Source organism: Microbispora oryzae (assembly GCF_017896165.1).
Taxonomy (GTDB): Bacteria; Actinomycetota; Actinomycetes; order Streptosporangiales; family Streptosporangiaceae; genus Microbispora; species Microbispora oryzae.
Window position 1 is genome coordinate 16,855 of the sequence record NZ_JAFCNB010000029.1, and the last position, 12,434, is coordinate 29,288.

Below are 12,434 nucleotides of genomic sequence, written 5' to 3' on the forward strand. Positions count from 1 at the left end.
ACGTCCCTCGTACGGTGGTGTCGGTCCATCGTGGGCCCATGACCAGGGAGGACGCCACGACCAACGAGCTCCCTACTGGGAGGCTCGGCCTCCTACGGGACGTACCATTGCGGGCGTGGAACTGCGCCAACTGCGGTACTTCGTCGCGGTCGCGGAGGAACTGAACTACGGCCGGGCCGCCGCGCGTCTCCTCATCGCCGGGCCGTCGCTGTCCCAGCAGATCAAGGCGCTCGAGCGCGACCTCGGCGTGCGCCTGTTCGACCGCGACCGCCGCTCGGTGTCCCTCACCCCGGCCGGCGCGGCCCTGCTCCCGCACGTCCGCGATCTGCTGGAACGGGCCGGCGACCTCCGGCGCCACGCCGTCCGGCTCTCCGGCGCCGACCCCGTGCGGCTCGGCTACGTCAACTGGCTGCCCGCGGACCTGACCGCCCGCACCTCCATGGTGGGCGCCCGGATCAACCTCGACCCGTGGGTGGCGCCCTCACACACCCAGGCCGCCCGGGTCGCCGACGGCGGCCTGGATCTCGCGGTGTGCTGGATGTGGCCCGACGACCTGGAACGGCGGGGCCTGCGAGCCCGGCTCCTCGGCGCCGACCGGCTGCACGCCGTCGCCCCCGGCGACCAGACCGGCGAGGTGGCGGCCCCGGACACCGCGGTCCTCATCGACGACGACGTCATCTCCTGGTCGACCTGGAACGCCTTCGCCGAAGAACTGGCCCGCGACACCGGCGTCCGGGCGATGCGGATCTCCGACGGCGGCATCACCGGGGCCGCCTTCTTCGACCACGTCCGCCGCGCGGGCCGTCCCGTCGTCAACTCGCCCAAGGGACAGACCGATCCGCTCCCGCCCGACCTGGTCAGACGGCCCATCGTCGGGCCCGAGATCTACTGGACCTGGTCTCTGGTCTGGCGCCGCGACGAGGTGCGCGCCGCCGTCCTGGCCGCCGTCGACGCCCTGTGCGACGGCGTCGGCGGCCTCGGCGATCTCGGCATCCACACCCCCGGCGCCTGGATCCCCGGCGGAGACCCGCACCGCGCGTAGTCCCGGTCAAAGGGGGCACGGCGGTTCTGCGCGACCAGGTGAGAGGCTGGGCCTATCAGGTAGGAGGAACCCGGTCGTAGGTCGAGGCGGGTGGACTGTTGCCTCATCCGGCGCGTCCCTCTACGGTCAAATAGCCGACCGGTCGTCTAGTTCGGCCGGCACGTATTGGAACCACACTGATCCGGAGCTGTCATCATGAGCACTCAGAGCCAGAAGGTCGCCGTTGTCACCGGTGCGTCGCAGGGCCTCGGCGCCGCGATCGTCGACGCCTACCGCAAGCTCGGTTACGCCGTCGTCGCCACCTCCCGCGGCATCCGCCCCTCCGGCGACGCAGACGTCCTGACCGTCCAGGGCGACATCGCCGACCCCGCCACGGCCGAGCGCGTCATCGCGGCCGGCGTCGAGCGGTTCGGCCGCGTCGACGCCCTGGTCAACAACGCGGGCGTCTTCGTGGCCAAGCCCTTCACCGACTACACGCGGGACGACTACGCGACTGTGACCGGGATCAACCTGGCCGGTTTCTTCCACATCACCCAGCTGGCGATCGGGCAGATGCTCGCCCAGGGCAGCGGCCACATCGTCAGCATCACCACCAGCCTGGTCGACAATCCCGACTCCAGGGTGCCCTCCGCGCTGGCCTCGCTGACCAAGGGCGGCGTGCATGCCGCCACCAGGTCGCTCGCCGTCGAGTACGCCACCCGCGGCATCCGGGTCAACGCCGTCTCGCCCGGCACCATCAAGACGCCGATGCACCCGGAGGAGACGCACGGATTCCTCTCCGGCCTGCATCCGGTCGGCCGGATGGGCGAGGCGAGCGACATCGCCGACGCGGTGATCTACCTGGAGAACGCCCCGTTCGTCACGGGTGAGATCCTGCACGTCGACGGCGGCATGAGCGCCGGCCACTGAGCCGCGTCACTGAGCCGCGCAACTGAGTCACGCAAGTGGGCCGCGTCACCGAGCCGTACGGCCCGGACACTCCGATGAACGGCAGGTCAGCCATGAACGACGAAGTGATCCTGCGCGGCGTCCTGGACGGGTGGAAGGCCGGCGTCGACCGGCACGAACCCCGGCAGGTCGCCGCCCACTTCACCGAGGACGCGATCTTCCAGGGGCTGCGCCCCTACAGCGTCGGGCGGCAGGGGGTCGCCGACTACTACGAGTCGCAGCCCCTCGGGATGACGGCGGATTACCGCATTCTGGAAACTCGGCGGCTCGCCGACGGTCTCGTGCTCGGCTACCTGGTGGTCGACTTCTCCTTCACCGATCGGCCCACTCTGCGCGTCAACCTCGGCGTGCTGGTCAGACGGGTCGAGGAGGCCTGGTACATCGCCCACTACCAGGTCTCCCGGCTCGACCCGCCCGCCGGCCGCGCGGCTCAGGGACCCGGCGAGTAGCCGGAGGCGGGGGGGTGCGTGCGGCGCGCCGCGCTCAGCCGGCCGGGCCGGCGGCCAGGACGCGTTCCAGCGTGCGCCTGCCCATCCGGCTCATGGCCGGGTTGCTGCCGTCGTAGTACCAGACGGCCCCCATCGCCTGTTGGAAGGCCCACGCCCGGCCACGTTCCCATTCGAGGTCGTCGCATCCGAGATCTCGGCGGAGCACCTCCCGTGGCCCGGCGTCGAGCAGATGCCAGGCGCCCACGAGGTCCAGGGCGGGGTCGGCCGGTCCGAAGCCGCCGACGTCGAGGATCCCGGCCAGCCGGCCGCCGGACACGAGCACGTTGCCGGGAATGAGATCACCGTGGGTCATCGCGTCTCCCGCCTCGCGCGGCAGGCTCCGCAGGCTCGTCCACAGCCGGCGGAGCCGGGGGACGTCCAGGAGTCGCTCGCTCCGCTCGAAACAGGTCTCCATCCAGGCGTCGTGGGACCGCAGGTCGCCTCCCCGGCCACCGCCGGTGAACGTGCGGCCTCCGGTGTCGATCGCGCGCAACTCGCGGATGAGATCGGCCAGGTCATGGGCGAACGCGACAGAACCGCCGGGGTCCTCGTGGGTGGCCACGACGCCGGGCAGCCACGTCTGCACCGCCCAGGGAAGCGGGTAGCCCGCGCCGGGTTCGCCCAGCGCGACCGGCTCGGGTGTGGCGAACCGGGTGCGGCCCGCCAGCTCACGGGCGGCTTCCGCCTCGGTCTCCAGCTCGCGCCGGGCTGTCTCGACGTCCCTCGGCCGCAGGGGGAACCGCGCCGCGAGGCGGTCGCCGACGCGGAAGATGGCGTTGACCGTCCCGTGTGAGGAGACGCCCGTGACGGGCAGGTCCCGCCAGCCGGGGAACTGCTCGTCCACCAGGGCACGTACGGTCCGTGTCGTCACCGTCAGCTGGTCGGCGTGCATCTTCACGCGGAAAAGGGTTCCGCGCCCCGGCCTTCTCCCGCAACGCGTTTTCGGCCGGCGTCGCCGGGGCCCCGCCGTGGACGTTCCCACGGCGGGGGCCGGTCGCCCCGGATCACCAAGGATCAGCTCGCGCTGCAGGTGATCGGCGACGGGACGCCGTTGGTCCCGTTGTAGCTGCCGGTGAAGCCGAAGGTGGTCGAGGCGCCGGCGGCGAGGGTGCCGTTGTAGCCGACGTTCCCGACGGTCACGGCGGCCCCCGACTGGGTCAGGGTGCCGTTCCAGATCTGGCCGACGGTCTGGCCGTTGGCGTACGTCCAGCCGACCGTCCACGAGCTGATGGCGCGGGTGGCGCTGACCGTCACCTCACCCTGGAAGCCGCCGGGCCAGGAGTTGACCACCTTGTACGACGCGGTGCAGCCCTGTCCCGAGGTCGGGGTGACCGACGGGGTGGGCGAGGGAGAGGGAGAGCGGGTCGGCGAGGCCGAAGGCGACGCTGAAGGGGACACGGACGGAGACACGGACGGGGACGGGCTGGGTGAGGCGTTGGTGCCGCCGGTCTTCAGAACGATGACGGAGTAGGGCGGGAGGGTGATCGAGCTCGCCGAGGAACCCGTCGTGGTGCTGATCGAGGTGGCCCCCTTCTGCCACTGCATGACGGTCGGGTTCCCGCCGGGGGAGTAACCGGAGTAGGACAGCGAGACCGTGGTGGAGTTGTTCGGGTCCTTGTTGATCAGCACGACGTTGACGCCGGTGGAGGTCTTCACCGCGTGCGCGGACAGCAGCGAGTTGGACGACGAGGCCTGCACGATCGTGTCGCCCGGCGATCCGGCCTTCCCGACCATCGACAGGCCGTAATACGGCGGGAACGGCGTGTTCGTGGCCGGCTCTCCGGAGGCGCCGGAGGAGAGGATGCCCTCGTCGTGATAGTCGGTGGTCCCGTCGTCGTTCCTGCCGGGGCCCTGGCTGGTGCCGTTGTGCAGGTTCCACCAGTCAAGGTTCATCGCGCCGTTCTCGAACCAGGTCAGGTAGCTGTCGGCGGCGAAGAGGGCGGCGGTGGCGCTGTTGAGCTGGTAGCTCGGGTTCATCTCGGTGACCGTGATGCCGACGGAGGAGGCCCTGCTCCCGGCGTACCTGTTGATCAGGGAGCGGAGCGAGCTCGTGATCGTCTGGATCTGCGACACCTTGGTCAGGCTGTCGGAGGCCGAGGTGGCGCCGGGGTACCAGTGGACGATCACGAAGTCGGCCTTGTCCTGGACGATCGACATGACCGTGTTGTTCCAGTCGGCGCTGTCACCCGAGCCGACGATGCCGTCGGGCCAGCTGCCGGGAGTGGTGAGAACGACCCCAACCTTGATCGAGGAGTCCACGGCCTTCATCGCCGAGATGTACTGCACGACGTTGTTCGCGTAGGTCCGCGGGCTCTTGTCCGAGTGGTTGTCCTGCTCCCATCCGGACCCGTAGTGGCCGTTGCCGTAGACCTCGTTGCCGATCTCCCAGTACTTGACCCCGTAGCCCTTGGTGACGTTGGCGTACCGCACCCAGTCGGCCGCCTCCTGGGCCGTGCCGCTGCCGTAGTTCGCGATGATCACGGCCTGCGCGCCGGCCGAGCGGACGGTGCCCATATAGGTGTCGAAGTCGGTGTTGGGAGCGACGTATCCGCCGTCGGCGGTGTTGGTCTTCCAGTGGTAGATGTCGCCGTAGGAGCCGCCGGGGTAGCGCACCGCCGTGAAGCCGGCGTTACGCAGCAGGCCGGGGATGGCTGAGCTGTTCATGTTGCCGTCGTAGACGGCGACGTTGACGCCGTGCCCCGCTGAGGGGATCGTGCCGCGGCTTGTGTTAGCGCTAACACTGACGCTCGCGGAAGTCGCGGCGGACGCCGGATCGGCGGCGATCTCCGCGGTGAGGGTCGCCGCGGCCAGCGCCGTGGCGGCCAGCAGCGCCGCGCCGGCGCGCCGGCGGTGAAGCAGGCCAGGCATGCAAACTCCTCAGAGGTCGCGTGCGCGCGCGGGGCGCGCGGGTCCAGCGGAGCCTGCGTTCGGTCCCGGCCCGCGGTCAAGCGGCCGGCCCGCGGGCGGACGGCGGTGACCATGCGAACTGCGCCGATACGGAACGTCGAGGTGCAACTTTCACCCATGGCCGCCGGTGCTCCGGCGGCCCCGGCTCAGGCGGGCGGGGGATCGATGAGGGGCCGCATCACGTCCGTGAGCAGGCGTGCGAGGGAGTCCTGGTCCATGCCGGCCAGTGCCGGGGTCGCGACGACCTTGCGCATCAGCCACACCCCGGCGATCAGTGAGAGCAGCAGTTCGGCGCGCGCCGCCGCGTCCGGCCCGGACAGCAGGTCGGTGAGGTGCCGCCCCACATGCCGTCCGACGCCCGCCCGGATGATCTCGGCGGCTCGCGGGTTGGCCGCGGACCGGAGCATCAGCAGGAACGGGTCCAGGTCGTCGGCGTCCGGCGCGGTCCGCGCGGCCAGGCTGATCGCCGTCTGCTCGGTCAGCGCGTCCGGGTCGTCGCCGACGACGGTTCGCGGCGCGAAGGAGCGGTCGACCGCCTCGACGAAGAGGTGTTCCTTCGAGCCGAAGTAGCGGTTGACCAGCATCGCGGTCACTCCGGCGTTTCCGGCCACCTCCCGCACGCCCGCGCCGTCGTAGCCGGCTCGGGTGAACGCCTCCACCGCCGAAAGCAGGATCGCCTCACGGGTCGCGCCGGCGTCGCGCCGCCGCGAGCCGTCTCCCGGTTCCTGTGTGTCTTCACTCACATCTACAAGTGTAGACTATGCTGGTCAGTGAGGTCTACGGTCGTAGACATAGCGGATTCACACAGCAACGGAGGATCTCGTGGACCTGCAACTGAACGGCAAGCGTGCTCTGGTGACCGGTTCGAGCTCGGGACTGGGCGAGGCGACGGTCCGCGCACTCGCGGCCGAAGGCGTCGCCGTCGTGGTGCACGGCCGGGACGAACGGCGCAGCCACGCGGTGGCCGCGTCGATCCGGGCGAACGGCGGGAAGGCCGACGTCGCCATCGGCGACCTGACCGGCGACGAGGGCGCGGACGCGGTGGTGTCGGCGGCGCTGGCCGGCGGACCCGTCGACATCCTGGTCAACAACGCCGGCTCCTACAAACACCTCTCCTGGGCCGACGCCACGCCGGAAACCTGGCGCGACACCTACGAGGGCAACGTCGTCTCCGGCGTGCGGATGATCCAGCGGCTGGTCCCGCTCATGCGGGAGCGCGGCTGGGGACGCGTCATCACCATCGGCGGCGGCCTCGCGGTCCAGCCGATGTACCAGCACCCGCAGTACAACGCGACCCTCGCGGCCCGCCACAACCTCGAGGTGTCGCTGGCCCGCGAGCTGCGGGGCACCGGAGTGACCTCCAACGTCGTCGCGCCCGGCGCCATCCTCGTCGACGCCGTCAGAGACCTGCTGACGGAGATCGCCCCTGCTCACGGCTGGGGCGAGACCTGGGCGCAGATCGAACGGGACGCCACGAGAGAGCTGGTGCCCAACGACGTCGAGCGCCTCGGCCGGCCGGAGGAGATCGCCAGCGCCGTCGCCTTCCTCGCCAGCCCCCTGTCCGGCTACATCAGCGGCGCCGTCCTGCGCGTCGACGGCGGCCACATCCGCAACGTCGCCTGACTCCCCGGCCGCGGTCAGGAGCTCGTGAGGATGACGAGCCGCTGCGTCGCCCGGGTCATGGCGACATAGCGGTCGACCGCTCCTTCGATGCCCGTGCCGAACGCCTCCGGGTCGATGAGGACGACCAGGTCGAACTCCAGCCCCTTCGACAGCTCCGGGGTCAGGGACCGTACCCGGGACGTCCCCCGGAACGTGGGATCCCCGATGACGCAGGCGATCCCGTCGGTGTTGCCGGCCAGCCAGCCGCCGAGGACCGCGTCCAGTTCCGAGACGGATCCGTGGACGACGGGGACGCCGCCGCTGCGGATGGAGGTCGGCACGTTGGCGTCCGGGAGCGCGGCCCGGATGACCGGCTCGGCCTCCGCCATGACCTCCTCGGGCGTCCGGTAGTTGATGCTCAGGGACGCCAGGGTGATCCGGTCGAGCCCGATCCGCTGCAGCCGCTCCCGCCACGACTCCGTGAACCCGTGCCTGGCCTGGGCGCGATCCCCGACGATCGTGAAGCTCCTGGACGGGCACCGCAGCAGCAGCATCTGCCACTCCGCGTCGGTCAGCTCCTGTGCCTCGTCCACGACGATGTGCGCGAAGGGACCGGCGAGCGCGTCCGGCTCGACGCCGGCCGGGGCCGACTCGTCGACCAGGGCGTTCCGCAGGTCGTCTCCGTGCAGCATCGTCACCGCGCCTTCACCGTCGTCGTCGGCCTCCAGCAGGTCGTCGATGACCTTGGCCATGTGCTCGCGTTCGGCGGCGACGGAGGCCGCGTGCCTGCGCTTACGTCGCGCCGTCTCCGGGTCGCCGAGCCGCTGCCGTGCCGCGTCCAGGAGCGGCAGGTCGGACACCGTCCATGCCTGGGCGTCGGCGCGCTGCAGCCTCCGGACGTCGTCGGGGCTGAGCCAGGGCGCGCACAACCGCAGGTAGGCGGGGACCGTCCACAGGTCTCCGACGAGGTCGGCCGCCTCGATCAGCGGCCACGCGCGGTTGAAGGTCGTGAGCAGCTCCCTGTTGCGCGTCAGCGACCTGCGGACCAGCGGATCCGGCGCGTCGCCCTCGTGCTTGTCCACCAGGATCGTGAGCAGTGTCTCCCAGATCTGGTCACGGGCCTCGTTGTGCGGAGTGCCCGGCTCGGCCGCCTCGAACGCCTCGGCCCAGTCGTCGGCGCCCAGCCAGACCTCGGACCACTGGGTGTCGACCGTCATCCCCGTGGTGGGCGCGTTCTCGTAGAACCTGACGGCCGTCTCGATGGACTTCACCAGGTCGGCGGACGACTTCAGCCGGGCCACCTCCGGGTCGGCCTCGGTCACCGCCGCGGCTCCCTCGGCGACGAGATCCCGCAGCGTACAGGTCTGTACGCCCTCCTCTCCGAGGCTGGGCAGGACGTCGGAGACGTACGCCAGGTAGGGCTGGTGCGGGCCGACGAACAGCACGCCGCCCCGGCGCTGGTCGAGCCGGGGATCGGAGTAGAGGAGGTAGGCGGCGCGGTGCAGGGCGACGACGGTCTTCCCCGTGCCGGGCCCGCCGTCGACGACGAGCGCGCCGCGCGATCCGGCACGGATGATCGCGTCCTGGTCGGCCTGGATGGTGCCGAGCACGTCCCGCATCCGGCTCGACCGGTGGCCGCCCAGGCTGGCGATGAAGGCGGACTGGTCGTCGAGCGCGGCGTGCCCCTCGAACCCGTCCGGTGTGAACACCTCGTCCCAGTAGTCGCTGATCCGGCCACGGGTCCAGCGATACCTGCGGCGGCTCGCCAGCCCCATCGGATTGGCGTGGGTCGCTCCGAAGAACGGCTCGGCCGCGGGCGAACGCCAGTCGAGCAGCAGCCGGCGGCCCTCACTGTTCGTGAGGCCGAGTCGTCCCACGTACACGGGTTCGGAGTCGTCCGCGCCGACCATGCGTCCGAGGCACAGATCCAGGCCGAACCGACGCAGCGCACGCAGCCGGGCGGTCAGCCGGTGGACCTCCAGGTCCCGGTCCAGCGCCTGCCGGCCTCTGCCGCCGGGAGCCCTGAGTTCGGCGTCGAGACGGCCGGACAGCTCGGCGATCGACCGTTCGAGGCTCTCGGCGATGGCCGCGAACTGCCGCTCGTCGTCCGCGATCAGCGTCGGGTCCGCCTTGGGAGAGAGGTGGTCGGGAAGGTCGAACGCGCTGGTGGTGCGGGGACTCACGGCATGGGCTCCGATCTCGGTCGCTCGCGACTGTGCGAGCACGGCCGACGATTCTGCGGCATGACCCGGGTCTTGCCGCAAGCCCCCCGGTGCGCTATAGGTTGAAAACGGAAGGACTGCGCCGGCGCGACACCTCCCTCCTAGGTGCCTCCGCCGGCCTCCTACGCGTCCTCACGCTGAGGATTTTCCAGGCGGAAGAAATTGCTCTGGGTTCCGTCGCTCTTGGTCTCCTGGTAGATGAAGTTGAGGTGCCGTTCGTCGAATGTGGCGAACCACTCGTCCCAGCCGACGTGCTTGAGGTCCTTCCCGCCGTAGCCGGGGAAGTCGAACCGGAGCACGCCCAGGCGGTCACCGCGCTCGGTGCCCTCGACCGTCGCGGGCGTCCCGCGCCGGGCCTCGGCCCACTCCTTGATCACGTCGTGGCTCGTCGTCACCAGGCTGCGGCCCTCGCGCTCGGGCTCCTCCTCGGGCGATCTGATCTCCTGGGCGTACTTCAGGCTCCGGGAGCTCGCCGGCCCCCGCCGGACGCCGCCCTCGTTTCGGTCGGTCATCGCTGTCACCTCCAGTCGTCCCCTACCCAGATCGACCTGGGCAAACAGGCCGGCGACCGGGACGGGAGAGCCGATCCGAACTCCGGAAGTGACGCGTTCGCGGCGTGACGTGCTTCACGGTTGATCGGCGAACACCGCGAACTGCCGTTCGAGGGGCTTCGTCACACCACTGCGCCAGTTCTCGGCGATCGCCTCGGCCACAGGGTCGGGGAAGATGTCCTCCTCGTCCTTCTCCACCCCGTCGAGGATGGCGCGCGCGACCGACTCCCGGGCGGTCTTCGGTATGTCGAGATCTCGCGACATGTCGGTGTCCACAGGGCCGGCCAGGACCACGTGCACCCCGACGCCCTGCCTGGCGAGCACGGCGCGGAGCGCCTGCGTCAGGGAGAACGCGGCCGCCTTCGAGATCGAGCCGAGAATGCGACAGTGACGTGCGTCACACCGATTCTGGTCCTGGCCGGCTGCACGGTGGGCAGCTTGGCCAACCCGTGCAAGCCGGGCCCGCGGTCAGGCGGTCACCCCGCCGTCGACCACGAGATCGTGCCCGACCACGAAGGCGGACTCCTCCGAGGCCAGCCAGAGCACCGCCGCGACGACCTCGTCCCTCTCGCCGACCCGGCCGAGCGGTACGGCGGTGGCCAGGCGCGAGGCGCGGTCGGCCGCGGTCTCGCCCGGCCGCAGTGACATGGAGGTGTCGGTGGCCCCGGGGCTGACACAGTTGATCCGCACGCCGTCCTTGATGTGGTCGAGCGCCGCGACCCGGGTCAGCGTGCTCACCGCGGCCTTGGTGGCGGCGTACGCGGCCATGCCCGGGCGGCGTCCGTGATAGCCGATGTTGGACGCGGTGTTGACGATGACGCCGCCGTCGTGCTCGCGCATGTGACGGACCTGGTACCGCATGCAGAGCATGACCCCCGTCAGGTTCACCGCGACGGTGGAGTTCCACATGTCCAGGTCGAGATCCGCGATCGGCTGCGGCTTGGGGAAGAAACCGGCGTTGTTGTGCGCGACGTGGAGGCCGCCGTGCCGCTCGACGACCGTCTCGACCAGTCGTGCGACGTCCTCCGCGCGGGAGACGTCGGTCGTCACGGCACTGGCCTCGCCGCCCTCGTCCGCGATCAGGCGGACCGTCTCGTCGATCGGTTCCTGCCGTCGTCCCGCGGCCACCACGACGGCGCCCTCACGGGCGAAGGCCAGCGCACTGTCCCGGCCGATGCCGGATCCGGCCCCCGTCACCAGCGCGACCTTGCCCGCGAATCGTGCGGTCATCTCTCCAGCCCCTCGATCTTGTGGTGCGTCAGCGGACGGTGTTCCGCCGCGACCGTGATCGCGGCTCGAACCCTCTGGCCTAGTGTGGCCCAGGTGGAGTCGGCCACCGCCGAGCGGGTCGAGCGGCGGCCGCCATGCACGGTGATCGGCAGTCTCGGCTGGAGGTGCGTGTGGCTCGTTCGTATGTCGTGACGGGAGGCGGCCAGGGCGTCGGCCGCGCGTTGGCCGAGCGGCTCCTTGAAGATGAGCACAGCGTCGTCGTCATCGAACTCGACGGCGCTGCGCTCGCCTGGGCAGACAGTCATCCGGCGGGTTCCCGGCTGATCTCCGTGGTCGGCGACGCGGCCGATGAGGCGGTGACGGAGCGAGCCGCCGATCTGGCGCAGGACGCGGGCACCTTCGCCGGCTGGGTGAACAACGCCGCCGTGTTCCGGGACGCGTCCGTGCACACGGTCCCCCCGCATGAGGTGCTCGGCCTCATCGCGCTGAACCTCAATCTCGCGGTCGTCGGATGTGCCACGGCGGTTCGTCGCTTTCTCTCAGCGGGCCACGGCGGTGCGATCGTCAACGTCTCCTCACACCAGGCGCAGCGCGCCGTCCGCGGGGCCCTGCCGTACGTGACGGCCAAGGCGGCCGTCGAAGGACTCACCCGCGCGCTGGCCGTCGACTACGGGCCCTTCGGCATCCGGGTGAACGCCGTCGCGCTGGGATCGATCAGTACAGAACGGTACGAGGCATTCCTCGACGGGCAGGAGACCGCGAACGCGGAGCGGATCCAGAACGAGATGCGTCTGCTCCACCCGCTGGGCAGAGTCGGGCGTCCCGACGAGGTGGCGGCTACCGTCGCATACCTGCTGTCAGACGACGCGAGCTTCGTCAACGGCGTGATTCTGCCCGTCGACGGGGGCCGGGCAGCACTCGGGCGCGACCCGGAAGAGACCTGATCCCTTGCGAAAGTGGGCCTCGGTCTCCGCGGCCGCCGGTTCAGCGGTGTGCGGCCTCGATCGCCAGTTTCATCTCGGCCGCGCCGCGTTCGACGCGAATGCGGATCTCGGGAGCGAGCGCGTGCGGCAGCACGTCGGTGATCCAGATCAACCGGCCCGCCCGATCGCCTTCCGGGTGAACCTCGAACGAGGCATGGTGGTGATCGATCGCCGGCCGCGCGCCCTCGACGACGGAGTAAGCAAGGCGGCGGGCCTCGTCGTCGATCGCGACGATCAGCTCACGGATGACGTGTCCGTCGGGAAAGGTCAAGAACCGCTGGTCGCCCTCGATTCGGGTGTCGGTGACGCGGCCGGGCAGCAGACGCCGGTGTACGGCGCCGACGTCACGCAGCACGTCCCATATGTGCTCGGGAGACGCATCGATCACGATCTCGTGGCGTATGGAAGCCATGACGCGGCCGAGGGCTCCTTCCGGGACGGAATGTGGCATGCCGAGCCTA

The 12,434-nt window shown here is 70.7% G+C and carries 13 protein-coding genes; 5 read left to right on the forward strand and 8 right to left on the reverse strand.

Annotation, left to right across the window (positions count from 1 at the left end; genetic code table 11):
- Positions 1-115: 115 nt before the first annotated feature.
- The 3 genes from JOL79_RS31120 (at position 116) to JOL79_RS31130 (ending at position 2,439) form a co-directional block, all read left to right on the forward strand.
- A complete protein-coding gene (locus JOL79_RS31120) occupies positions 116-1,042 on the forward strand; it encodes a LysR family transcriptional regulator (protein ID WP_210159505.1) in 927 nt (308 codons plus the stop codon).
- A 195-nt stretch (positions 1,043-1,237) separates the two neighbouring features.
- The gene (locus tag JOL79_RS31125; RefSeq protein ID WP_210159506.1) at positions 1,238-1,951 is read left to right on the forward strand and encodes an SDR family NAD(P)-dependent oxidoreductase; all 714 of its coding nucleotides are present in this window, start codon (positions 1,238-1,240) and stop codon (positions 1,949-1,951) included.
- Between the two features lie 92 nt (positions 1,952-2,043).
- Positions 2,044-2,439 carry a Cif family virulence factor gene (locus JOL79_RS31130; RefSeq protein WP_210159507.1) on the forward strand — a complete coding sequence of 132 codons (396 nt, stop codon included), beginning with the start codon at positions 2,044-2,046 and terminating at the stop codon, positions 2,437-2,439.
- 34 nt (positions 2,440-2,473) lie between these two features.
- On the opposite strand, the gene JOL79_RS31135 is transcribed toward JOL79_RS31130, so the two are convergent.
- The 3 genes from JOL79_RS31135 to JOL79_RS31145 form a co-directional block, all read right to left on the reverse strand.
- On the reverse strand, positions 2,474-3,370 hold the full coding sequence (locus JOL79_RS31135) for an aminoglycoside phosphotransferase family protein (protein ID WP_230985816.1): 897 nt from the start codon (positions 3,368-3,370) through the stop codon (positions 2,474-2,476).
- A 122-nt stretch (positions 3,371-3,492) separates the two neighbouring features.
- A complete protein-coding gene (locus tag JOL79_RS31140) occupies positions 3,493-5,346 on the reverse strand; it encodes a cellulose binding domain-containing protein (protein WP_230985813.1) in 1,854 nt (617 codons plus the stop codon).
- 185 nt (positions 5,347-5,531) lie between these two features.
- On the reverse strand, positions 5,532-6,128 hold the full coding sequence (locus JOL79_RS31145) for a TetR/AcrR family transcriptional regulator (protein ID WP_210159509.1): 597 nt from the start codon (positions 6,126-6,128) through the stop codon (positions 5,532-5,534).
- Between the two features lie 79 nt (positions 6,129-6,207).
- Between JOL79_RS31145 and JOL79_RS31150 the strand changes: the two genes are divergently transcribed.
- Positions 6,208-7,008, forward strand: coding sequence for an SDR family NAD(P)-dependent oxidoreductase (locus tag JOL79_RS31150; protein WP_210159510.1), 801 nt, complete (start codon positions 6,208-6,210; stop codon positions 7,006-7,008).
- A 14-nt stretch (positions 7,009-7,022) separates the two neighbouring features.
- Here the strand turns inward: JOL79_RS31150 and helR are convergent, their stop codons facing one another.
- From helR to JOL79_RS31170, 4 genes are all read right to left on the reverse strand, one after another.
- Entirely contained in the window at positions 7,023-9,170 is a 2,148-nt protein-coding gene (gene helR / locus JOL79_RS31155) for an RNA polymerase recycling motor ATPase HelR (RefSeq protein ID WP_210159511.1), read from the reverse strand.
- Between the two features lie 161 nt (positions 9,171-9,331).
- The gene (locus JOL79_RS31160; RefSeq protein WP_210159512.1) at positions 9,332-9,721 is read right to left on the reverse strand and encodes a hypothetical protein; all 390 of its coding nucleotides are present in this window, start codon (positions 9,719-9,721) and stop codon (positions 9,332-9,334) included.
- A gap of 114 nt (positions 9,722-9,835) precedes the next feature.
- The gene (locus tag JOL79_RS31165) at positions 9,836-10,084 is read right to left on the reverse strand and encodes a Rossmann-fold NAD(P)-binding domain-containing protein (RefSeq protein ID WP_210159513.1); all 249 of its coding nucleotides are present in this window, start codon (positions 10,082-10,084) and stop codon (positions 9,836-9,838) included.
- A 144-nt stretch (positions 10,085-10,228) separates the two neighbouring features.
- Positions 10,229-10,990, reverse strand: a complete 762-nt coding sequence (locus tag JOL79_RS31170) for an SDR family NAD(P)-dependent oxidoreductase (protein ID WP_210159514.1) — start codon at positions 10,988-10,990, stop codon at positions 10,229-10,231.
- A 170-nt stretch (positions 10,991-11,160) separates the two neighbouring features.
- Between JOL79_RS31170 and JOL79_RS31175 the strand changes: the two genes are divergently transcribed.
- Positions 11,161-11,934 (forward strand): SDR family NAD(P)-dependent oxidoreductase, encoded by a 774-nt coding sequence (locus JOL79_RS31175; RefSeq protein ID WP_307848827.1) that lies wholly within the window; start codon positions 11,161-11,163, stop codon positions 11,932-11,934.
- Positions 11,935-11,974: 40 nt separating this feature from the next.
- On the opposite strand, the gene JOL79_RS31180 is transcribed toward JOL79_RS31175, so the two are convergent.
- Positions 11,975-12,424 (reverse strand): SRPBCC family protein, encoded by a 450-nt coding sequence (locus JOL79_RS31180; protein WP_307848828.1) that lies wholly within the window; start codon positions 12,422-12,424, stop codon positions 11,975-11,977.
- Positions 12,425-12,434: the final 10 nt, after the last annotated feature.

What these genes read in the sequence shown, in the direction of transcription:
- JOL79_RS31180 (WP_307848828.1), bottom strand. Translation starts at nt 12,424, where the DNA reads ATGCCACATTCCGTCCCGGAAGGAGCCCTCGGCCGCGTCATGGCTTCC.
- JOL79_RS31170 (WP_210159514.1), bottom strand. Translation starts at nt 10,990, where the DNA reads ATGACCGCACGATTCGCGGGCAAGGTCGCGCTGGTGACGGGGGCCGGA.
- JOL79_RS31130 (WP_210159507.1), top strand. Translation starts at nt 2,044, where the DNA reads ATGAACGACGAAGTGATCCTGCGCGGCGTCCTGGACGGGTGGAAGGCC.
- JOL79_RS31160 (WP_210159512.1), bottom strand. Translation starts at nt 9,721, where the DNA reads ATGACCGACCGAAACGAGGGCGGCGTCCGGCGGGGGCCGGCGAGCTCC.
- JOL79_RS31125 (WP_210159506.1), top strand. Translation starts at nt 1,238, where the DNA reads ATGAGCACTCAGAGCCAGAAGGTCGCCGTTGTCACCGGTGCGTCGCAG.
- JOL79_RS31135 (WP_230985816.1), bottom strand. Translation starts at nt 3,370, where the DNA reads ATGCACGCCGACCAGCTGACGGTGACGACACGGACCGTACGTGCCCTG.
- JOL79_RS31140 (WP_230985813.1), bottom strand. Translation starts at nt 5,346, where the DNA reads ATGCCTGGCCTGCTTCACCGCCGGCGCGCCGGCGCGGCGCTGCTGGCC.